Origin of the sequence: Pseudoxanthomonas sp. LjRoot143, assembly GCF_964252945.1 — a bacterium.
In the GTDB taxonomy this organism is placed as follows: Bacteria; Pseudomonadota; Gammaproteobacteria; order Xanthomonadales; family Xanthomonadaceae; genus Pseudoxanthomonas_A.
Genome location: NZ_CAXUPM020000001.1, coordinates 4,281,576 through 4,302,647 on the forward strand (window position 1 = coordinate 4,281,576; position 21,072 = coordinate 4,302,647).

General features: G+C 66.6%; 20 protein-coding genes. 12 read left to right on the forward strand and 8 right to left on the reverse strand.

Annotated features, from left to right (window positions below; genetic code table 11):
* Positions 1-12: 12 nt before the first annotated feature.
* A complete protein-coding gene (locus ACSQ1W_RS20525) occupies positions 13-2,889 on the forward strand; it encodes a TonB-dependent receptor (RefSeq protein WP_436045867.1) in 2,877 nt (958 codons plus the stop codon).
* A 108-nt stretch (positions 2,890-2,997) separates the two neighbouring features.
* On the opposite strand, the gene ACSQ1W_RS20530 is transcribed toward ACSQ1W_RS20525, so the two are convergent.
* Complete coding sequence (locus ACSQ1W_RS20530; protein ID WP_436045869.1) at positions 2,998-3,888, reverse strand: RluA family pseudouridine synthase; 891 nt, start codon at positions 3,886-3,888, stop codon at positions 2,998-3,000.
* Between the two features lie 123 nt (positions 3,889-4,011).
* Between ACSQ1W_RS20530 and ACSQ1W_RS20535 the strand changes: the two genes are divergently transcribed.
* From ACSQ1W_RS20535 to fghA, 5 genes are all read left to right on the forward strand, one after another.
* The gene (locus ACSQ1W_RS20535; protein WP_436045871.1) at positions 4,012-4,521 is read left to right on the forward strand and encodes an HIT family protein; all 510 of its coding nucleotides are present in this window, start codon (positions 4,012-4,014) and stop codon (positions 4,519-4,521) included.
* 108 nt (positions 4,522-4,629) lie between these two features.
* On the forward strand, positions 4,630-4,905 hold the full coding sequence (gene frmR / locus ACSQ1W_RS20540; RefSeq protein WP_192274328.1) for a formaldehyde-responsive transcriptional repressor FrmR: 276 nt from the start codon (positions 4,630-4,632) through the stop codon (positions 4,903-4,905).
* A gap of 14 nt (positions 4,906-4,919) precedes the next feature.
* On the forward strand, positions 4,920-6,029 hold the full coding sequence (locus ACSQ1W_RS20545; protein ID WP_436045873.1) for an S-(hydroxymethyl)glutathione dehydrogenase/class III alcohol dehydrogenase: 1,110 nt from the start codon (positions 4,920-4,922) through the stop codon (positions 6,027-6,029).
* A gap of 7 nt (positions 6,030-6,036) precedes the next feature.
* Complete coding sequence (locus ACSQ1W_RS20550; protein WP_436045875.1) at positions 6,037-6,381, forward strand: DUF3658 domain-containing protein; 345 nt, start codon at positions 6,037-6,039, stop codon at positions 6,379-6,381.
* A gap of 7 nt (positions 6,382-6,388) precedes the next feature.
* Positions 6,389-7,219, forward strand: a complete 831-nt coding sequence (gene fghA, locus ACSQ1W_RS20555) for an S-formylglutathione hydrolase (RefSeq protein WP_436046263.1) — start codon at positions 6,389-6,391, stop codon at positions 7,217-7,219.
* 68 nt (positions 7,220-7,287) lie between these two features.
* On the opposite strand, the gene ACSQ1W_RS20560 is transcribed toward fghA, so the two are convergent.
* From ACSQ1W_RS20560 to ACSQ1W_RS20570, 3 genes are read right to left on the reverse strand one after another with little or no spacing between them, the layout of a single operon-like run.
* Complete coding sequence (locus tag ACSQ1W_RS20560; RefSeq protein WP_436045877.1) at positions 7,288-7,971, reverse strand: ATP-binding protein; 684 nt, start codon at positions 7,969-7,971, stop codon at positions 7,288-7,290.
* Positions 7,972-7,976: 5 nt separating this feature from the next.
* Complete coding sequence (locus ACSQ1W_RS20565) at positions 7,977-8,321, reverse strand: hypothetical protein (RefSeq protein ID WP_192274457.1); 345 nt, start codon at positions 8,319-8,321, stop codon at positions 7,977-7,979.
* A 56-nt stretch (positions 8,322-8,377) separates the two neighbouring features.
* Positions 8,378-9,325 carry a DegV family protein gene (locus tag ACSQ1W_RS20570; RefSeq protein WP_436045879.1) on the reverse strand — a complete coding sequence of 316 codons (948 nt, stop codon included), beginning with the start codon at positions 9,323-9,325 and terminating at the stop codon, positions 8,378-8,380.
* Between the two features lie 263 nt (positions 9,326-9,588).
* Between ACSQ1W_RS20570 and ACSQ1W_RS20575 the strand changes: the two genes are divergently transcribed.
* The gene (locus ACSQ1W_RS20575) at positions 9,589-11,271 is read left to right on the forward strand and encodes a GGDEF domain-containing protein (protein ID WP_436045881.1); all 1,683 of its coding nucleotides are present in this window, start codon (positions 9,589-9,591) and stop codon (positions 11,269-11,271) included.
* 13 nt (positions 11,272-11,284) lie between these two features.
* On the opposite strand, the gene ACSQ1W_RS20580 is transcribed toward ACSQ1W_RS20575, so the two are convergent.
* The gene (locus tag ACSQ1W_RS20580) at positions 11,285-12,472 is read right to left on the reverse strand and encodes an amidohydrolase family protein (protein ID WP_436046265.1); all 1,188 of its coding nucleotides are present in this window, start codon (positions 12,470-12,472) and stop codon (positions 11,285-11,287) included.
* A 182-nt stretch (positions 12,473-12,654) separates the two neighbouring features.
* Positions 12,655-14,076 carry an amidohydrolase gene (locus tag ACSQ1W_RS20585; protein ID WP_436045883.1) on the reverse strand — a complete coding sequence of 474 codons (1,422 nt, stop codon included), beginning with the start codon at positions 14,074-14,076 and terminating at the stop codon, positions 12,655-12,657.
* A 157-nt stretch (positions 14,077-14,233) separates the two neighbouring features.
* Between ACSQ1W_RS20585 and ACSQ1W_RS20590 the strand changes: the two genes are divergently transcribed.
* Positions 14,234-14,953, forward strand: a complete 720-nt coding sequence (locus ACSQ1W_RS20590) for a response regulator transcription factor (RefSeq protein ID WP_436045885.1) — start codon at positions 14,234-14,236, stop codon at positions 14,951-14,953.
* On the opposite strand, the gene ACSQ1W_RS20595 is transcribed toward ACSQ1W_RS20590, so the two are convergent.
* Positions 14,929-17,184: a putative bifunctional diguanylate cyclase/phosphodiesterase gene (locus ACSQ1W_RS20595; RefSeq protein ID WP_436045887.1), complete on the reverse strand. Its 2,256-nt coding sequence runs from the start codon at positions 17,182-17,184 to the stop codon at positions 14,929-14,931. The genes ACSQ1W_RS20590 and ACSQ1W_RS20595 overlap by 25 nt on opposite strands.
* A 252-nt stretch (positions 17,185-17,436) precedes the next feature.
* On the opposite strand from ACSQ1W_RS20595, the gene ACSQ1W_RS20600 reads away from it, so the two are divergent.
* Positions 17,437-18,213, forward strand: coding sequence for an AMP nucleosidase (locus tag ACSQ1W_RS20600; protein ID WP_192274337.1), 777 nt, complete (start codon positions 17,437-17,439; stop codon positions 18,211-18,213).
* 1 nt (position 18,214) lies between these two features.
* On the opposite strand, the gene ACSQ1W_RS20605 is transcribed toward ACSQ1W_RS20600, so the two are convergent.
* A complete protein-coding gene (locus tag ACSQ1W_RS20605; RefSeq protein ID WP_436045890.1) occupies positions 18,215-18,874 on the reverse strand; it encodes a trypsin-like peptidase domain-containing protein in 660 nt (219 codons plus the stop codon).
* A 127-nt stretch (positions 18,875-19,001) separates the two neighbouring features.
* Between ACSQ1W_RS20605 and ACSQ1W_RS20610 the strand changes: the two genes are divergently transcribed.
* From ACSQ1W_RS20610 to ACSQ1W_RS20620, 3 genes are read left to right on the forward strand one after another with little or no spacing between them, the layout of a single operon-like run.
* Positions 19,002-20,018, forward strand: coding sequence for a hypothetical protein (locus tag ACSQ1W_RS20610; protein WP_436045892.1), 1,017 nt, complete (start codon positions 19,002-19,004; stop codon positions 20,016-20,018).
* Between the two features lie 10 nt (positions 20,019-20,028).
* Positions 20,029-20,574: a hypothetical protein gene (locus ACSQ1W_RS20615; protein WP_436045894.1), complete on the forward strand. Its 546-nt coding sequence runs from the start codon at positions 20,029-20,031 to the stop codon at positions 20,572-20,574.
* Positions 20,575-20,586: 12 nt separating this feature from the next.
* Positions 20,587-21,021: a DUF695 domain-containing protein gene (locus tag ACSQ1W_RS20620; protein WP_436045896.1), complete on the forward strand. Its 435-nt coding sequence runs from the start codon at positions 20,587-20,589 to the stop codon at positions 21,019-21,021.
* Positions 21,022-21,072: the final 51 nt, after the last annotated feature.

A 21,072-nucleotide genomic window follows, 5' to 3' on the forward strand; every position in this document is an offset into this window, starting at 1 on the left:
GAGGAGAGACCCATGAAGACCGCGCGGCTGCACCGGAACTTGCTCTTTTGTAGTGTGGCCCTGGCTCTGAGCGTGCCGGTCGGCGCGTTGGCCCAGCAGGCGGAGGCCGCGAGCGCGGATCCGGCGCCGGCAGGGCAGGAGAGCCAGGGCGATCCCGCCACCCTGGATACCGTGGTCGTCACCGGCGTGCGCGGCAGCATGGCGCGTGCCCTCGAACTGAAACGCGAGTCCGGCACGGTCCAGGATTCGATCAGCGCGCTGGAACTGGGCAAGTTCCCCGACGACAACGTCGCCGACTCGCTGAGCCATATCACCGGTGTGTCCATCTCGCGCACCGCCGGCGGCGAAGGCCAGAAGGTCAGCGTCCGCGGCCTTGGGCCCGAGTACACCCTCACGACCTTCAATGGCCGCATCCTCGCCACCGACGGCGCGGGCCGTGATTTTGCCTATGACGTACTGCCGGCCGACGTGATCAGCGGCGCCGACGTGGTCAAGGGCGCGCAGGCCTCTTTGTCCGAAGGCGCCATCGGCGGCCTGATCAACCTGCGCTCGGCCAGCCCGTTCGATCAGGACGGTCAGCAGGGCGTCATCCGCCTCGAAGGCGACCGCAACCAGATGTCCGAGTTCAACGGACACAAGTTCTCGGCGACGTACAGCAACCTGTTCGCCGATGACACCATCGGCGTCCTGCTCGGCGTGGTGTACGGCAAGCGCAAGGACCGTACCGACATCGCCGGCAACGACGGTGGCTGGAGCCGCAACGCGGACCCCAACGACGAGAGCTGGCTGTGGGGCAATACCTGGGGCGGCCACATCGACCCCAATGGCAACGGCAATCTGGACGAGGACGAGTACGGCCTGATCGCGCCGGGCCAGTTCCGCGTCGGTTCGATCCTGGAAGAGAAGAAGCGCCGCGCGCTGTCGGCGAAGATCGAGTGGCGTCCGAGCGACAGCTTCAAGCTGACCTTCGACGGCCTGAAGACGCGCCTCGATTCGCCGCAGGTCGGCTACCAGCAGTCCTACTATCCCCTGTTCGCGCCGGGACGCTGGTCCGACATGACGATCCAGAACGGCATCGTCACCGGCTTCACGATGGACAACCCCGATCCGGAACTGCGCCTCAACCCGGAGCTGCTCAACATGACCGAGCACCGGGTGGTCGACACCGACCTCTACGGCGCCAACGCCGAATGGCGGGTCAACGACGACCTCACCCTCACCGGTGACGTCTATCGCTCGACCTCGAAGCGCTACTCGGGCGGACAGGACACGTACGTCGTCCTGCGCATGAACCAGCCCAACGTCGCACGCATCGAGCTCAGCGGCGGCGCCGTGCCCAACGTCACCGCAGTGTTCGATGACGGCCGCCAGCTGGCGAATGGCCTGGCCAACGGGCAGTTCGAGGGTTCGGACTTCAATACCCACTACATGGAACTGCGCGGCGACAACATCGTCGACGAGATCACCGGTGGCACCGTGGGCGGCAAGTGGTTCGTCGGCCGCTTCAATCTGGACGATCTGCACTTCGGCGTCACCGCGACCGACCGCAAGAAGACGCGCGACCTGATCAACAACACGCTCAACGGCGGTGCGGACTACTACTCCGGGGACTATGCGATCAACGTCGGTGCGCTGGGCGGGAACGTGCTGTCGCACTCGTTCACGCTGCCGAACTTCATGCGCGGCGTGAACGCGGACTTCCCGCGGACGTTCCTCGCCTTCGATGTCCCGAACTACCTCAGCCAGCTCGCCGCCTACAACGGCAACGCGCGTCCGGGGGGAGGCAACTACGACTTCTCCAATGCGGCGCCGCAGTGGAATCCGCTGGAAAGCTACCGCGTCAGTGAGGACACCAAGACCGCCTATATCCAGGCCGACTTCTCCGGCGAACGCTGGAACGCCGACGTCGGCGTCCGCTTCGTCAAGACGCGGACCACCTCGCAGGCCTGGGACGCGCCGATCCTCAGCATCACCGAGAACGGGGCGTTCAACTACACCGCGAACTACGCCGATCCCACGCAGATCCGCCAGGATGGCGACTACAGCTACCTGCTGCCGTCGGGCAACTTCACGTGGCGCTTCACCGATGACCTGCAGTTGCGCCTGGGTGCGGCCAGGACGATGGCGCGCCCGCCGGTGGACAAGCTGGCGCCGACCAACACCACCGCCAGCGTGTCGTGGGGCGAGTTCACCCAGATCTACGGCGGCAATGTCGACCTGAAGCCGTACGAAGCCAAGCAGGGCGACGTGTCGCTGGAGTGGTACTTCAGCGAGAACTCGATCTTCAACGTCGCGGTGTTCTACAAGCGCATCGAGAACCAGCTGACGACCAGCTGGGAGCCGGGCCAGGACATCGGCGTCGGACCGATCCTGCGGCCGGACGGTACCCCGATCGGTACTGCGCCGACCCTGTTCAACGTGCAGCGCCCGATCAACGGCGACTACGCCAAGGTGCGCGGCATCGAGGCCGGCCTGCAGCATTTCTGGGAGAACGGCTTCGGTTTCCGTGCGCAGTACACGCGCAACTGGTCCAAGAGCTTCGTCGGCGACCAGGAGCGTCCGCTGGAGGGCATCGCGCCGTCGGTGTACTCGCTGGGCCTGATGTACGAAAAGGGCCCGTGGTCGCTCGGCGCCACTGCCGATCGCACCGATGGCTTCGTCACCGCCATCAACGTGCTGGGCGAGGGCTACAACGAGCAGGCCGATGCGATCACGTGGCTGACGGCGCACGTGTCCTACCAGTTCAACGACCGCTTCACCCTCTCGCTCGAGGGCAGCAACCTGCTCGACAAGGCGCAGACCTACAGCATCAACGGCAACCCGCTGCTGTCGCAGGGCTACTACCGTTACGGCCGCTCGCTGAACCTTGGATTGAGCTACCGGTTCTGATTCTCGCTGAGCATCGCGTACCGGAAGGGCCCCGACAGGGGCCCTTCCTGTTTGGATCGCGTAGGGACGACGACGGCTGCCGAGGAAGGATGCCTGGCACGTCGCGGCCTATGTCCGGAGACGGAAGCCGCTTGAAAAGCGTCGCTCGCTGCCGCTGAGGGGGTCGTTGAACGAGAGCGTCGTCGCGAGAAGCTGCAGCGGCGACGAATAGTCCCCGGCGGCGCGGTGCTGCACGGCAGGATAGATCGGGTCGTTGGCGATCGGTGCTCCCAGCGCGGCCATGTGCACGCGCAGCTGATGCTTCCGGCCGGTGACCGGTTTCAGCGCGTAGTGCCAGCGCCGCTCGCCGTGCGTGAGGACATCGATCCGGGTTTCGCTGTTTGCCGGCCCCTCGATTTCCTGCATCCGGAAGAATGGCTCGCCGGTGACCAGGCGGCTGGCGTGCGTGTACGGAAACGCAAGATCCGGCAGCGGCGGTGCGACTGCCTCGTAGGACTTTTCGATCCTCCGCTCACGAAACAATGCCTGGTAACGCGCGCGGCTATCCGGATTGGTCGAGAACAGCACGAGTCCCGCCGTCTCACGATCGAGGCGGTGCAGCGGCGTCAGCGCAGGGTTGCCGGTACGACGGATCAGCCGCGCCAGCAGGGTTTCATGGACATGGGGGCCAGCGGGCGTCACGGGCAGGAAGTGGGGCTTGTCGGCCACCAGCAGATGGTCGTCCGCATGCACGATGACCTCGTCAAACGGAATCGCCGGCTCGTCCGCCACTTCGCGGTAGTAGTGGACCTCGAGGCCCGCGCGGTACGCGGTTGACGGCGTCACGGCCCCGCCGGCGCTGTCCAGGACCCGTCCGCGCGCCATTCGTTCAACCCATTGCGCGCGCGGCACCGCTGGAAACCGCGCACACAGACAGTCCAGTACCGTCGTCCATGCCCCGGGAGGCAGCTGCAACGTGCTGGCGGCCACTCCATCGATGCAGGGCGGGCGTTCACTCACGTGTATCAGTGTCTCATCTGCGGGGAAGGCAACGGGAAGGGTTCGCGTCTGCCTTCGTCGCCGAACCGGTGCGGGACCTACAATCGCGCTGGCGCCGGTCAGTCGGTGGGACAGGAGAAGGGCATGATCGAACTTCCCGTCAGGCATCCGTGCGACCTTTGCGTGGCGGCACGGGAAGAGGGGTGGAAGATCATAGAGGAGAGCGAACATACGCTCACCGTGATCAACTCCTGGCAGTTCGAGGTTGGCCAGTGTTGCGTCATCACGCGACGGCATGTCGCCACACTGCTCGAGCTTTCCGACCAGGAATGCAGCGCGATACTGGTTTCGGCAAAACGGGTCGCTGCGGCGCTCGTCAGGACGTACCAGCCCCTCGGACTCCTTACGTTTCAGAACAATGGGGTCTACAGCGGGCAGGAAACGCCGCATTTCCATTTCCATGTCGTGCCACGGCAGCCGGGCAGCGACTGGGGAATCGGACCCCCTCAGCTCGCCACATTCGACGGCGCCGGCCGCCAGAGGGGGGCGCCACACGATCAGGGTGGCGATATGGAGCGTCGGGCGCGGGTCCTGGCCTCTGCCGGACAGCTTGCCGAGACGGTCAATCTGATCCGTTCGCACCTCCCCCGCTAGCTTCGCGAACGTGGGTCTGCCGGGGCTTTCGTCAGTCGGGGCTGCTGCCGGACTTTGCTGCGCCGGGATCGTGCCATTATACTACCCCCCACTATCTGGGTCGACGACATGCCGCACGCTCCCGCCGACAAGAAGAAGGCGCTCACCCGCGTAAAACGCATCCGCGGACAGCTGGATGCGCTGGAGCGCGCGCTGGAAGAAGGCGCCGACTGCGCGCCGGTGCTGCAGCAGCTCGCCGCGGTGCGAGGCGCCGTCAACGGCCTGATGTCGGAAATCCTGGAAAGCCATCTGCGCGAGGAGTTCGCGCATCCGGCCTCGACCCCCGAACAGCGCGAGGCCGGCATCGATGCCGCCGTCGCGCTGGTCCGTTCCTATCTCAAGTAAGCAGGAGTGCCCCCATGAAATCCCGTGCCGCTGTCGCCTTCGCCGCAGGCGAACCGCTGAAGATCGTCGAGATCGACGTCGCCCCGCCGCAGAAGGGCGAGGTGCTGGTGAAGATCACCCACACCGGCGTCTGCCACACCGATGCGTTCACGCTGTCGGGCGACGACCCGGAAGGCCTGTTCCCCGTCGTGCTGGGCCATGAGGGCGCCGGCATCGTCGTCGAGGTGGGCGAAGGCGTGACCAGCGTGAAGCCGGGCGACCACGTTATTCCGCTGTACACCGCCGAGTGCGGCGAATGCCTGTTCTGCAAGAGCGGCAAGACCAACCTGTGCACCTCGGTGCGTGCCACGCAGGGCAAGGGCGTGATGCCGGACGGCACCTCGCGCTTCTCCTACGAAGGCCAGCCGCTGTACCACTACATGGGGTGCTCGACCTTCAGCGAATACACCGTGGTCGCCGAGGTGTCGCTCGCCAAGATCAATCCGGACGCCAACCCGGAGCACGTCTGCCTGCTGGGTTGCGGCGTGACCACCGGCATCGGCGCCGTGCACAACACCGCGAAGGTGCAGGAAGGCGATTCGGTCGCCGTGTTCGGCCTGGGCGGCATTGGCCTGGCGGTGATCCAGGGCGCGCGCCAGGCCAAGGCCGGCCGCATCATCGCCATCGACACGAATCCGTCGAAGTTCGAAATGGCGCAGCAGTTCGGCGCCACCGACTGCGTCAACCCGAAGGACTTCGACAAGCCGATCCAGCAGGTCATCGTCGAGATGACCGGCTGGGGCGTCGATCATTCGTTCGAGTGCATCGGCAATGTCAACGTCATGCGCGCCGCGCTGGAATGCGCGCACCGCGGTTGGGGCCAGAGCGTCATCATCGGCGTCGCCGGTGCGGGCCAGGAAATCAGTACGCGTCCGTTCCAGCTGGTGACGGGGCGCAAGTGGATGGGTACGGCGTTCGGTGGCGTGAAGGGCCGCTCGCAGCTGCCGGGCATGGTCGAGGATGCGATGAAGGGCGACATCGAACTTGCTCCGTTCGTGACCCACACCATGCCGCTGGACGGCATCAACGAGGCCTTCGACCTGATGCATGAAGGCAAGTCGATCCGCAGCGTGGTGCACTACTGAGATGACGATGTCCTTGCAGAAGACGGCCCCGGACGCGATGCCGGGCGCGACGATGGATGGCATCTCCCTTGATCAGGACGCGCGCGATGCGATTGCACGCCTAGGCGAGCACGATCTGCAGAAGATCGATCGGGCGATCCTGTCGTCGCTGGGTCGGGAGTGGAAGAAGGCGGGATTCATCACCGCAGGCGTGATGATCGCGGCCCCGGACGAGTACGAGGATCTTCCCGAGGTGTTCTACGCGTCCCGGATCCGGCTGCTTGCCGAGGCATCGCGCATCGAGACGAAAGGCGATGCGTCTGCATTGAAGACCTTCGAGATCCGTCTCGCACCCGCAACGGGAGTTGCCTGACATGACGATCGAGCGCATCGAGCACCGCGCCTGCTTCGGCGGCTGGCAGGACGTCTACGAACATGCGTCGGAAAGCCTCGGCTGCACGATGCGCTTCGCGGTCTATCTGCCGCCGCAGGCCGAAGGCGGAAAGCTCCCGGTACTGTACTGGCTGTCGGGCCTGACCTGCACCGAACAGAATTTCATCACCAAGGCCGGCGCGCAGCGGTACGCCGCCGAGCACGGCGTGATCCTCGTTGCGCCCGACACCAGTCCGCGTGGCGAAGCGGTGGCCGACGCCGAGGGTTATGACCTGGGCAAGGGTGCCGGTTTCTATGTCGACGCGACGCAGGCGCCGTGGTCCGCCCACTACCGCATGTACGACTACATCGTCCATGAGCTGCCGGCGTTGGTCGAAGCGCACTTTCCGGTGACCGATGCGCGCGCGATCAGCGGACACTCGATGGGCGGACATGGCGCGCTGACCATCGCACTGAAGAATCCGGGCCGCTACCGCAGTGTTTCTGCGTTCTCGCCGATCGTCGCGCCGTCGCAGGTGCCGTGGGGCGAGAAGGCGTTCGGTGCATATCTCGGGACCGATCGCGAAAGCTGGAAGCAGTACGATGCCGTCGAACTGGTGCGCGGCGCATCGGAGCGGTTGCCGCTGCTGGTCGACCAAGGTGATGCGGACGAGTTCCTGCAGACCCAGCTTAAGCCGGAACTCTTGCAAGCCGCGGCCGACGCCGTTGGCCATCCGCTGACGCTGCGCCTGCAGCCCGGCTACGACCACAGTTACTACTTCATTGCCAGCTTCATCGGTGAGCACATCGCGCACCACGCGAAGGCGTTGAACGCGTAAGGCGGGCTCTGGCCCGCCATCCTGATCGTCGATGTGTGCGGGATGGCGATGGTGGGCCAAGGCCCACCCTACGAGGCATCCGCAAGCTCGAAGTCGGTGAAGGCGAAGCGCCCGTCGCGCAGTTCGGTGCCGCCCTGCGTCAGCGTGAGCGGCGCATCGAACATCGGGCCGGCCGAAACACAGGTGTGGAACTCGCCGTTCTCGCCACAGGGATCGATGCTTGCCGGCAAGGCGTCCCACAGCGCGGCATCGAAGGCATGGCCGGCGAAGCGCGCCTCCAGCTGTTGCGTATCCACGCAGCACAGGTGCGCACGCAGGCCGCCCTCGACCATCTCACGTGCCAGCGCGGCGGTGTCCGCGCCGAACAGCGGCGTCATCACGTCCCAGCCGATCTTCGCCAGGTTCTGCACGCGGTAGGCGCGGATGTCGTCCAGGAACAGGTCGCCAAAGGCCATCGTGCGCAGAGCCGGCCAGCGTTGCGCCGCACGGGCGAGCGCCTCCGTCATCGCGCGCTCGTAGTCGTCGTTGGTGCAGCGGGCAGGAATCATCGCTTCCAGCAGCGGCAGGCCGGTCGCGTGCGCCTGCGCATGCAGCACGCTGCGGCGGATGCCCTGCATCGAGACGCGGTCGTAGTCTTCGGTCACCGTGGTCAGCAGGCCGACCACCTCGACATCATCGCGCTGGCGCAGGGTGTGCAGCGTCCACGCCGCATCCTTGCCGCCGCTCCAGGCGAGCAGCACGGGCAGGCGCATCCCGCTCACGCGGCGGAGACGTCACGAAGCTCCCACGCGTGCCCCGCCAGCAGGCGAAGGCGGTGCTTGAGGACCTGCCCTGGAATGGATGACGTGGCCACCAGCAGGATGCTGAGGTCGTCCTGACGTCCGTTCACCGTCGCGCCGTCGTCGACCACGCCGAGGCCGGGGTCGACTTCATCGGGGTCTTCCTGGCGGGCGCGCCAGCGGTCGAACAGGTGGCTGGTGCGCAACGCGTGCTGGAGTTGTGCGGCGAATTCCTCCGCGCCATGCGCGTCGAAACTGAAAGCCGGATCGCCGCCGCGCGCGCGGCCGGGATCCGGCAGGCTGATGTAGTAACGGACGGCCATGGCACCCCCGGCAGAAACCTGGGGCATAGCGTTATCCACGGCGTGTTATCCCGCCGTTATGCCACCTTGAACGGGGCCGGTGGTGCGGCGAAGGCGGCGACCACGGCTCCCTTGCCCACGTTGACCATGCCGGTGAGGCTCATGACGCTTTCGAACACCTCGACCTTGTTGTTCTCGCAGACATCGCGCAGGCGCTGGTAGCCGGGCAGGGCACGCAGCTCCGACAGCTCGCCGCCGTAGCTCAGGCAGACGGTCGGCGTCATCAGGCCGGCCATCACGCGGTTGCCGGTGAACTTGAACATCTGCTCCACCGCGTTCTCGAAGCCCTTGATCTTGGCGACCGGCTCGGTGTTTCCCGCATGGCCGTACAGCACCGGCTTGATGTCCAGTGCGCTGCCCAGCGCGGCGCTGAGCAGGCCGACGCTGCGGTCGCCCTTGGTGCGCGCGCGGTTGCGCAGGTAGTACAGGTCGCGCGGGATCATATAGCCGTGCGTGTTCTGGGCCAGCTCTTCCAGGCGCACGCGGATCTGCTGCACGCTGGCGCCAGCGTCGCGCATGCGCACGGCTTCCACCGCGGTGATGCCCTGCGCGGCGAACAGGTTCTGCGTATCGATCACGCGCAGCGCGAACGGCGAGTTGTGGCCCGCCGCCTGGCGCACCGGCTTGTAGTCGTTGAGGATGGCGAAGCTGGCCTGCATCGCGTTCTCGTGGATGGGCGAGCGCGTCTTGGTGATCGTCATGCAGAACACGTGGTCGTAGTCGATCACCAGCCGGCCCAGGAACAGGTCGCGGATCTGGTTGACGGTGAACGGCGTGGTCTCGGCCTCATGGCCACGTTCCGCCACGTGCGCATGCAGGAAGCTCAGCGTCGCCTGCTCGTCGCGATGGTCGGCCAGCACGGCCTCGCCGATGCGCACCGTGATCGGCAGGATCACGATGTTGTGCTTCTCCAGGAACTCCAGCGGCAGGTCGCACGCCGAATCAACGACTATCCCAATGCGCATCTAGCCCCTCCCGGCATTCGTCGCATTTGTATCTATCTCCGGAAAACTAGCGGAGAACGGCAGCCAAGTCGCTGGATAAGCGCATGAAGTGTGCGGTACGTCACCTTTTTGTGACTTGAGCAATGGGAGAAAACGCGTGCCCCGTCAGATCCTTCCCGGGGTACAGGCCCATAATTTATGTGCTTCAAGTCACAAAACTATCGAAATCGGGCTTGTCCGATGCCGGGCCCGGCCCGACACTCGCCGCCAAGGGAAGGGGTGACATGACGCAGCGGTGGTGGTGTTGGCTGCTGCTGTTGGCCCTGCTGCCGGCGGGCGGCGCGCACGGGGAGAACATTGCGCGGATCGACCGCACCCAGCCGTTGGCGCTGGAACAGCAGGCCGGACAGCGTGCAGGACTGTTTTCGGAACGTCGCTTCGACAGCGGCGCCGTCGGCGTGCGCGTGGTCGGCAACGGTGAGTGGCGGGTGTATCCGGCGCCCGGCGTGGTCGAGCCGGTGCTGGTGTTCTATCACCCGTACACCGCCCGCGTGACCGTGCAGGCTCACAGCGGGGGGGCGCCGCGCCGCCAGGACATGTTCAGCCCCGACCTCGATCCGCAATACAGCCGGCGTGGGCTGGTGTTCCCGCTGACCGGCGACGGACCCGTGGACGTGAAGGTCGAAGGCGCGCGCTATCCGCTGCGGGTCGCGGTGGAATCCGCACCCGCCTACGCCGCCGCCGATCTCTGGCACGTGCGACTGGTGCTGCCGGCCATCGGCATGGTGGTGGGCGTGTCGCTGGTGGTGCTGCTGTTCTGGGCGATGCTGCGCGAGCGCGTCTATGGGCTGTACGCCGGCGCCATGCTGTTCCAGCTGCTGTACGCGATGTGCTCGTACGGCGAGGCCTACGCCTGGCCCGGGCTGTCCGCATTGGCGCAGTTCGGCGCGCAGGGCATCTGGTTTTCGGGATCGCTGGCGACTGTCCTGCTGGTTCTGTTGTGGCTGGACTACGCAGGCCTGCGCCAGGTCACGCCACGACTGGCGTTCCTGATGCGGCTGGTCGGCGTGTACGGCTGCGGATTGACGCTGGTGCTGCTGCTGTCGCCCTGGCCTGCGGACAAGGCCTGGTTCCCCGACGTCGCCAACGCGCTGTTCCTGCTGACCAACGCCATCGCTCTGGTCACCTTGATGGTGGCCTGGTGGCGGGGACAGGTGCATGCGGCCTACGTCCTGATCGCATGGGTGCCGACGCTGGTGTTCACCATGTGGCGTGCGCTGCGCTTCAGCGGCGGCGAACGTGCCGAGCCCTGGCTGGAATACGGCGTGCCATGGATGCTCGCGTTCACGGCGGTCGTGCTGGCGCTGGGCCTGGCCGACCGCATGCTGACCTTCCGCCGCGAGCGCGACAGCGCCAAGGCGCACGCAGAGCGCGATGGCCTGACCGGCGTGCTCAACCGCGGCGCGATCGAGCATCGCCTGGACTGGGCACTGATCGAACGGCAGCGCGAACACATCCCGGTGTCGCTGCTCTTCATCGATCTGGACCACTTCAAGCAGGTCAACGACCGTCACGGCCATGCCGTGGGCGATGCCTGCCTGCGCGCGGTCACGCGCGTGGTCAGCCAGCAGTTCCAGTACGGCGACCAGCTTGGCCGGTTGGGGGGCGAGGAGTTCGTGCTGGTGCTGTCCGGCGTCGAACTGCACACGGCGGTCCGCGTCGGCGAGGAAGTCGCCGCACGCATCCGCCACGACTGCGCGCGGGTGGATGGCGTGGCGGTCTACGTCACCGCCAGCATCGGCGCGGCGCAGGCGCGTGGCGGCGATACGGTCGCTGCGCTGATCGCGCGCGCCGACCAGGCCATGTACGCGGCCAAGCGCGCCGGCGGCGATCGCGTCGTCGCCGAGGAAGCGCCCTGCCAGGCCGCGGACAGCACGAAGGCGCCCGCAGGCGCCTCCGTGGACTGATACCGCCGCGCCGCTACTTCGAATACGCGCGCGGCAGCGGGCCGGACGGCTGCAGGTAGCGATCACGCAGCTCGGTCTGGCGCGAGCGCATCGGCATCGCGCGGCCACCCAGCCAGACCTGCTCCGCGGTGCTCGATACATCCAGCGGATCGGCGGTCCACAGCACCAGGTCGGCCAGCTTGCCCGGCGCGATGGTGCCCACGCGGTCGCCCACGCCGAACGTTTCCGCCGGTACACGCGTCAGGCCGGCCAGGCCGTCTTCCCACGGCAGGCCGTTGGCCACCGCATTGCCGGCGAGCTGGCGGATCTTGCGTGCGTTGTGCGAGGCGTCGCCGGCTTGCGAGAAGCTGACGCTTACGCCGGCGGCATCCAGCCGCGCGGCATTCTCCAGCGTGGCGCCGATCTGGTCGAAGTCCGCCGGCAGGTCCGCCAGCGCATCCACGAACACCGGCACCTTCGCCTGCGCCAGTTGCGGTGCGAGCTTCCACGCTTCGGCACCGCCGGCGATGGCGATGCGCACGTTCTCGCGCTGGGACCAGCGCAACAACTGGCGGATGTCCGCCGCGCGGTTCACCTGCACCACGATGCGTCCGTTGCCGGCCAGGTAGCGCGCCAGCGTCGCGCGGCCCGCGGGCGTCAGCAGCGCATGCGGCGAATCCACCGGCACGCGACCGCGCGCCTCGGCCACCATCTGGTCGAGCAGCATCCACTGCGCCGCGCGCGACTTGCCGGCCAGTTCCGCACCGCCGCTGCCCAGTCGCACGAATAGTGCGCGCGGGCCGACCGGATCGGCACTGCCGTCCAGTCGCATCACGCCGCCCTGGCCGGCGATGAAGGAGCCGCCGGTGGATGCCGCCAGCAGGGTGAAGCCGATGCCCTCCACGCGCGACACCGGAATCACCACCGACGCCGGGTTGTACGCCAGCGTCACGTCGAACTCCGGCCGCATCGGTTGGTCCTGCAGGGTCACCGATGCATCCACGGTGGACGACTCGCCCGACACTTCCTCCAGCCCGATCTCGGTGATGCCACCGAAGAGCGCGGGCGTCAGCGGGCGACCGTTGGCCTCCACCACCGTCGCGCCCGGCGCGGTCAGGCCGCTGCCTACCGCGTGCACCATGCCGTTGCGTACCAGCACGTCGGCGTTCTGCAGCGTGCCCTGCGCGCCGGCGGTATGCACGGTGGCGTTGCGGATCAGCATGTCCTGGGCGAGGGCGGTGAACGAGGTCGAGGCCAGTGCGATTGCGACGGCGAGTGATCTCACCGTCATCCCGGCGAACGCCGGGACCCAGTGCCTCCTGCTGTCAGTACCGCGACGCCCATCGGAAGTCGCTGGGTCCCGGCCTGCGCCGGGATGACGGGAGGAAAGATCATGAATGCGGCTCATGGCATCACCTCCTGGCCCAGCATGAAGTCCGACACCGGTTGCCTGCTCCGATCGTTGCGGTCGTAGATGCGCGCGCCGTCGATGTAGACCTGCTCGGCCTTGGCGTACACGCTGAAGGGGTTCTGGTTCCACACCACCACGTCGGCCATCTTGCCGGCCTCCAGCGTGCCGGTGCGCTCGGCGATGCCCAGCGACTTCGCCGCGTTGCTGGTCACCCAGCGGATCGCGCGTTCGGGTGCGATCTCGCCCATGCCGGCGCGACGCGCGTTCGCCATCACCTTCGCCGCTTCCTGGTTCAGGCGCTGGATGCCTTCGTCCGAATCCGAATGCACGATCGCGCAGCTGTTCGCCGGACGATCGACCAGTGCGATGTTCTCCTGGATGCCGTCGAAGGCCTCCATCTTGAAGCCCCACCAGTCGGCCCACAGCGCACCGCACACGCCGTCCTGCGCCAGCCGGTCGGCCAGCTTGTACGCCTCCACGCCGTGGTGGAACGCCGCGACCTTGAAGCCGAATTCCTTCGCCAGGTCGAGCATCGTGGTCATTTCATCGGCGCGGTAGCAGTGGATGTGCACCAGGATCTCGCCATTGATCGCGCCGGCCAGCGTGTCCAGCTTGAGGTCGCGCTTGCCGCCGCTGTCGCCGCCGCTGTCCGCCTTGTCGTCGCCGGACGCACGCTCCCACCAGCGCTTCTTCTTCGGCTGCTGCGGCTTGGGCGCGTTCTTCTTCAGGTACTCGCTGGCATCGATGAAGGCCGCGCGGTAACCGGCCACGTTGCCCATGCGCGTGGCCGGGCCGGCCTTGCCGCCGTAGACGCGCTTGGGGTTCTCGCCGCAGGCCATCTTCAGCCCCCATGGCGCATCGGGGAATTTCATGCCCTGGTAGCTGGTGGACGGCACGTTCTTCAGCGTCACGCCACGGCCGCCGACCAGATTGGCCGAGCCGGGCAGGATCTGCATCGAGGTCACGCCGCCGGCCAGCGCGGTGTGGAAGCCGGGGTCCTGCGCCCAGATCGAATGCTCGGCCCACACGTTCGCGGTCACCGGCGCGGTCATCTCGTTGCCGTCGCTGTGCGCCTTGACGCCGGGGCTGGGGTACACGCCCAGATGCGAGTGCACGTCGATCAGTCCCGGCGTCACCCACTTGCCGGTCGCGTCGATGCGCGTGGCGCCCTCGGGGGCGGACAGGCCGCGACCCACCGCCACCACCTTGCCGTCGGCCAGCAGCACGTCGGCGCCGTCCAGGCGTTCGCCGGTGCCGGTGAGCACGGTGGCGTTGGCCAGCAGCACGGGGCCGGAAGCGAGCGCACGGTAGGTGCTCGGATACGGGTCCTGGGTGAAGCGGGAAGTGGGCGCGGCGGCAAGTGCGCTGCTGCCCAGCGAAGCCAGGATGAGCCCGGCCAGCAAGGTGGGTCGCATGGATGTGTCCCCTGAAAGAGACCCGAAACCTAACCGCCCGTGCGCCACCTTGCCAAGTGCGCGGTGCCCGCTGCGTGCCCCCTACGACACAGGTCGAATGCGATGCGGCGCGGCCGCTTGCTATATTCCGCGCTCGCTCCGACAGGCCTCCATCGACATGCCAGCGCCCGTCCGGTCGTCTTCGCCGCCCCGCGCCACGCCTGCGCGGCGCATCCCGGGCAAGGGGGCGCAGAAGACCACTCCCGCGCGTGCATCGCAGGTGTTGGTGGCCGTCGACAAGGCACTGGTGCAGCACGGGCTGGTGCGATTGCTGGAAACCAGCGGAAAGCCCTTCGACATCCACGTCAGCGCCCATGCGCGCAGCACGCGCGAGTGCGTGCGCGAGACGCCGTTCGACCTGCTGCTGATCGATCCTGCCCAGGTGCGCGAGATCGGCGCGGCGTTGCATGTATCGCCCTGCAAGACCGTCCTGGTCACCGCACGCGACCATGTCGGCATGGCGCCGCTGCCTGGGCGGATGACCGCCTGCGGCATGCTCAGCGAATCCGACGCGGAAGCCAGCGCGCGCAAGCTGTTGCTGACCGTGGCCGAATGCACGTTGGCCTGCTTCGAGCGCGACCGCTGTGGCGGCTGCCTGGCGCAGCGCACCTGGCAGCAGGCGCACCTGCCGCTGTCGCCGCGCGAACGCGAGGTATTCCTGCATATCGGCGCCGGTGCGGGGCCCGCGAAAATCGCCCGCGATCTTGCGCTGTCGGTCAAGACCGTCGAAAGCCACCGCGAGAAGATCAAGCACAAGCTCGGGCTGGACAGCGCCGCCGCCCTGCAGTGCGCCGCGCTGCGCTGGCGGCAGGGCTATGCGTTGACCGAAGAGGGCTGACCGTCCTGCGCGCGTGCCGGCATCAGCCAGCGTGCGGCGAAGTCGGCCGGCGAAAGCGCGGCATCGAAGAGGAAGCCCTGCGCCTGCCCGCAACCGAGCGAAAGCAGCACGTCGGCCTGTGCGGCGCTTTCCACGCCCTCGGCGGTCAGTTGCAGGTCCAGGCTGCGTGCCATGGCGATGGTCGCCACCACGATGGCGTAGTCGTGGCGGTGCTCCAGCATGCCGCGCACGAACGTGCGGTCCAGCTTGAGCCGGTTGAGCGGAAAACCCTTCAGGTGCGCCAGCGACGAGTAGCCCATGCCGAAGTCGTCCAGCGACAATGAAAAGCCCGCCGACTTCAGTTCCGACAGCGTCGCCAGTGACGCGTCCGGATCGGCCATCAGCCCGCTCTCGGTCAGCTCCAGGTCGAAGCGCTGGGGCTGCAGTCCTGCGGCGGCGATCTGTTCGATCAGCAGGCCGGCCATCTCCGGCTCGTCGAACTGCCGCGGCGATAGATTGATCGCCAGCCGGCCCGGCAGCGACAGGCCAGCCGCATCCCAGGCGCGCAACTGCGCACAGGCCGTCGCGATCACCCAGCGTCCGAGCGGCTGGATCAGGCCACGATGCTCGGCCAGCGGTACGAACTCGTCCGGGCTCACCTGCCCCAGCACCGCGTCGCGCCAGCGCAGCAACGCCTCGGCGCCGACCAAGCGGCCGTCTGCGATGGCGACCTGCGGCTGGTAGTGCAGCTCCAGCGAGCCGTCGCGCAGTGCACGTTCCAGGCGGTCGGCCAGCTGCACGCGGCGCTCCAGCCGCGCGCTCATGTCGGGGTGATAGGTACCCACGGTGAGGCGCGACCGCTTGGCCTCGTACATCGCGGTGTCGGCGTTGCGCAGCAGCAGTTCGCTGCTGGCGCCATCCTGCGGATACACCGAAATGCCGATGCTCGCCTTCAGCCCGAACACCGTGCCGCCGATGGTCATCGGCTGGGTGATCGCGTCGTTCAGCCGGCGCGCGATGGCCTGGGCCGTCTTCGTGCGCGTGCCCGGCGCCAGCACCACGAATTCGTCGCCGCCCAGGCGCGCGACGTGCTGACCGGTGTCCAGTTCGTCGCGCAGGCGGCGGCCGATCTCGACCAGCACCGCATCGCCGGTGGTATGGCCCTTGGTGTCGTTGATGTCCTTGAATTCGTCCAGGTCGATGAACAACACCGAGAACACCCGCCCGGACGCGGCCGCATCGGTGATCAGGCGTTCCAGTTCCGCATAGAAGTGGGCGCGGTTCGGCAGTTCGGTGAGGTCGTCGTACAGCGCCAGCTGTTCGATGCGCGAGAGCTGCGACACCTGGTGCGAGATGTCCTGGATAGTGCCCACCACGCGCTTGCCGTGGCCATGGACATCGGCCAGGGCGCGACCACGCTCGCGTAGCATGCGCGGCGGGTGGCCGTCGCCCTCGACGCGGTAGCGCACGTCGTAGGCGATGCCGCTGGCGACCGCAGTGGCGAAGGCGGCGTCCAGCGCCGGGCGGTCCAGCGGATGCACCCAGCGGCGCAGGTGCTCATAGCCGCCGCACTCCAGCAGTTCCTCGGTGCGCAGCATCTCGCGCGCCCGTGCACAGCAATGCAGGCGCCCCTCCGGCAGCAGCAGTTCCCAGCGGGCGAGCTGCGCCAGGTCGTGCGCCTCGGACAGCAGCGACTCGCTTTCCCGCAACGAAGCGGTGGAGTCCGACAATGCCTTGCGGTCGGCCGACACGTAGGCATCCATGACCACGCCGATGTCGAAGAACAGCCGCTTGATGGTGGACTTCAACGCCTGCGCATGGAACTCCGGGTCCTCGCGCAACAGTGGCTTCAGCGAATCCATGATCGCGGTCAGCAGCGTGCTGCAGCCGGCCAGGTACCAGTGCGGTTCCAGTCCGATGCGGTGGTGTACCGCGCCGATCCGCCAGCGGTTCTCCACGTACTGGCGGTCGACATGGGCGGTGAACAGGTCGCGCGAGTAGCGCTTCTGAGCGTGGTGCAGCCGCTGCAGCTGCTGCCAGTCGCGGATGTACGCGCCGGTCTCGGCAAAGGCCCCCACCTGCGCGTAGAAGCGGTCGATGTTGGCGCTCTCGCTGGCCTGCACCACGTCCCACAGCTGCAGCAGGCGGTCGCGGTCGGCGCTGCCGAGATCGAGGAAATCCAGCCTCAGGCGGATGTCGTCGTCGCTGAGGAAGGCGGGATCACCGGGGGAAGGGGGTGTGCCGGGGTCCATGGGCGGTTCGCGGAAGCCGGCTCAGTCCTGCCAGGCGCGCTGTACAAGGGCGTGCCTGTCTCCGCCGGCGTCCGCCGTCCGCCTTCGTCCCCTGCGTGCTCGTTTGCCCAATGCCATTCCCCTTTCCCCGTTCAGGGACGAAACTAAAGGAAGGCAATTCCATGCCACCATCGGGGGATCCCCGATGTCCGTCGCGCGGCTCCTGTGCCGTGCGGCGTCGCGGGACGAACGCAGGCACGCAACGAGGGCAAGATGAAGGACAAGAACGAGATCGTCGACAACTGGCTGCCGCGCTACACCGGCGTACCCCTGGACCAGTTCGGCGAGCATGTGCTGCTGACCAATTTCGGCGGCTACCTCAACGTGTTTTCGCAGCTGACCGGCGCGCCCATCGTCGGCCTGGACCGGCCGATGGCCAGCGCCACCGCCGACGGCATCACCATGATCAACTTCGGCATGGGCAGCCCCAACGCCGCCACGATGATGGACCTGCTGTCGGCGATCATGCCCAAGGCGGTACTGTTCCTCGGCAAGTGCGGCGGGCTGAAGCGCAAGAACCAGCTGGGCGACCTGGTGCTGCCGATCGCGGCGATCCGCGGCGAGGGCACCAGCAACGACTACCTGCTGCCGGAAGTGCCGGCGCTACCGGCATTCGCGCTGCAACGCGCGGTGTCCACGATGATCCGCGACCTGGGCCACGACTACTGGACCGGGACGGTCTACACCACCAACCGCCGCGTGTGGGAACACGACCTGGCGTTCAAGGAGCGCCTGCGCGCGATGCGCTGCATGGCCATCGACATGGAGACCGCCACCGTGTTCGCCGCCGGCTTCGCCAACCGCATCCCCTGCGGCGCGCTGCTGCTGGTCAGCGACCAGCCGATGATTCCCGAAGGCGTGAAGACCGAAGCCAGCGACGCCAAGGTCAGCTCCTCGTTCGTGGAAAACCACATCACCGTCGGCATCGAAGCGCTGAAGCTGATCCGCCGCAACGGGAAGTCGGTACGGCATCTGCGGTTCGATGAGTGAGCTACGGCAATTTCTCGAGCAAATCTCTAACCCAGTAGGCTTCAATTATCCCAGCATTAGTTTCATGCTGGGATAATTCTTCCTTGGTTGTTCCGTGTATTGGATGCTCGACAACATAGCCTGAGATCGTTCCTACTATGCGGACATCGCTGGGCTTGTTTGGAGGTGACCACACAACGGGACCTCCTGAGAATCCCTTGTTGTTGTGGCCATCAAGAAAGAGCGTGTTGAATCCGTGCCGCTCAAAGTCCGTTGCTGACACGAGAGCGGCTTTCACGAAAGGAAGCGGATAGCCACGATTGATGCCGCGATCACTGGTTCGCATTCCACGCGGATATCCCAAGAAATACGCCCATGTGCCGATGATTAAGCCGGCCGGGTTGAGTGAAATTGGATGCCTTGGCGAAATATCTTCATCAAGTAGGAAAACTATGGTGTCTGCGGACCGGCTATCGGCGTTAAACACTACGGTGACAGGTACGCGAACCCAGTTGTCCCTACGATAGATGAGCAAAGAAGTGATGTCGGGAGAGCCGTCGAAGGTGTGTGAGGCAGAGACCAAATACTGCCGATGTCCCTTTTCTATCGTGTAGGCCGTAGCAAGTTTTTCGTTATGGAAGATCTGAAACACTCGCTGGATAATGCTGGTGGTAACGTACACGGCATACCCTCGCGCTAGTGCGGATGAGTTCCTGGTCGCTCATGATCAGCATAAGATGAAATCCCGTTGATTGATCGGGTTAACACTCTGCCGAGCGATTCTGGTTGAGGGGCTGTTGCTACGGCCCATGTTCTCGATGCCATCATCTCGATTAAACATCGGCGCTGACACCATGAAGGCTCTGACAAGGAGCTGGTCGATGCAGAAGCTAGGAAAGCTGGTTCTACGGATGGGTTCTGCGGTCGTCCTGATCGCATCCTTGGGAGCAACCGCAGCCGAAACGTCCACGGAGACCCCTGCCGGGTCCGTTTCTATCGAAGCGCACCACAAACAGCTCAAAGACATAGAAGAGTCGACACGAGACGACGCCCGCGAGCGCGCCCGCCGGATGACGGAGGCCTTCGATCGCGATCTCGCGGCGGTCTATGCGCCGGAGCGTCTGGCGGTCGCCTCCGACGAGGAGCTGGAGGAACTGTTCCAGGCTGCCAGCCGCGTCGTCTTCTACGCGCATGGACCGGCGCATGCGGTGCTGCTGCTGAGGACCGCGCTGTCCCTGGATGCGCGGTCGACGCTGACCGACGAGCATCGCCGTGATTTGTACCGTGCCTGGGTGGTGACGCGTCAGTTCGACGCCGCCAATGCGCTGGCACGCATGCATCCCGGCTTGCAGCTGCAGGTATTGCCAGCGATCCCCACTGCGGATGCCGCCGGAGCAGGCCGTGTCGTGGTGTGGCGTCCGGCGGACGACGCCGAGGCGTTGTCCGCGCAGGCCGTCGAACAGGACGTGCTGCGTATCGTCGTGCTGTCGCACCCGCGCTGCGGGTTCTCGCAACGCGCCATCGCCGCGATCGAGGCGGACCCCGTGTTGTCCGCACGGCTGGGTGATGCGCTGTGGCTTGCGCCGCCCAACGGGTCACTCGACCTGCGCGATATCCAGGCGTGGAATCGTGCGCATCCCGGCGCGCGCCTGAGCTACGCGGTGGCGATGGATGATTGGCCGCAGTTCGACAGCTGGGCGACACCGGTGTTCTATTTCATGCGCGAAGGAAGGGTCGTGGCGACCGTCACGGGCTGGCCCAGGGAGGGCCGTGCACGCGAGCTTCATGAGGCCTTCGCTCAGATGGACGCACCGGAAGACCCCTGAGGAGACAAGGATGCAGGACCACACGAAGCGCAAGCGCTGGATCGGCATGGCGTTGGCCATGTCGCTGGGAAGCACGGCAGTGGCGGCCGAGACGCCGGTGGAGACCGAAGCCCGCAACGCCGCCGCCGGGTTCGCCATCACCACCAGCCTCACCCTGCTGGAAGCCCTGGGCAAACAGTGCGGCACCTACGAAGGCGAGGCCGGCAGCCAGGCGCGTGCCGCGCTGCAGGGTTGGCAGCAGCGCAACCACCGCTACCTGGAGCCCTCGCTGCAGCGCGTGCTCATGCTGACGGATGCGGTCGCTGCGGCAGGGGGTGCGGCGCAAGGCAAGGCGTTCGCGGATGCGCGCAAGGCCGAATTCACCGGCGCCGCCACCACCGCGCTGCGCGCGATGTTCCCCGAAGGCGAAGTGACCACGGCCGCCTGCGCACGCATCGCGGCCGCGACCGCAGGTGGCGCCTATGATTACCGCCAGCATGCGGAGTTCTTCCCTACACTGCAGGTCCTGGAGCGGGGCACGGCCGCGCCGACCAAACCAGCCGCGGAGCAACGATAGGTGACAGAGTCCATGCCGTCCGACACAGCGAACAGCGATAGCGAGAAGTGGCTTCTCCTCCGCTCATTGACGGAAGATCGTCCGCATTTCGTCGGCGTCATTCCCGCGCTTCCGCCGCCCCATGTGCGGGCGGCGTTCCCGCAGCGGATCACGATCGTGGTCGCCTACGAAGAAAACGAGAAGGGCCTGCCTCTCTACGAGGATGACCTGACCGCGCTGAACCATCTGGAAGACGACATCCGCGAATGGGACCCCGAGCGACGTGTGTTTCTCAATGCGGCGCGGAGCACGGGTCTGGGGGAGCGGCGCTGGATCCTCTACGCGACGGACGTCGATGCCATGGAGGCGCTGGTGCCGGAGAACGACTTCATGGACATCTCCGTCGAGCACGATCCGGAATGGTCGGACATCGCCGCCATCCTCGCCGGGATACCGGCGGCCCACTAGCCCCGTCGAGGGAGCCTGCCTCGTCCGCCCCGAGGGTCAGCCCTGCAGGAC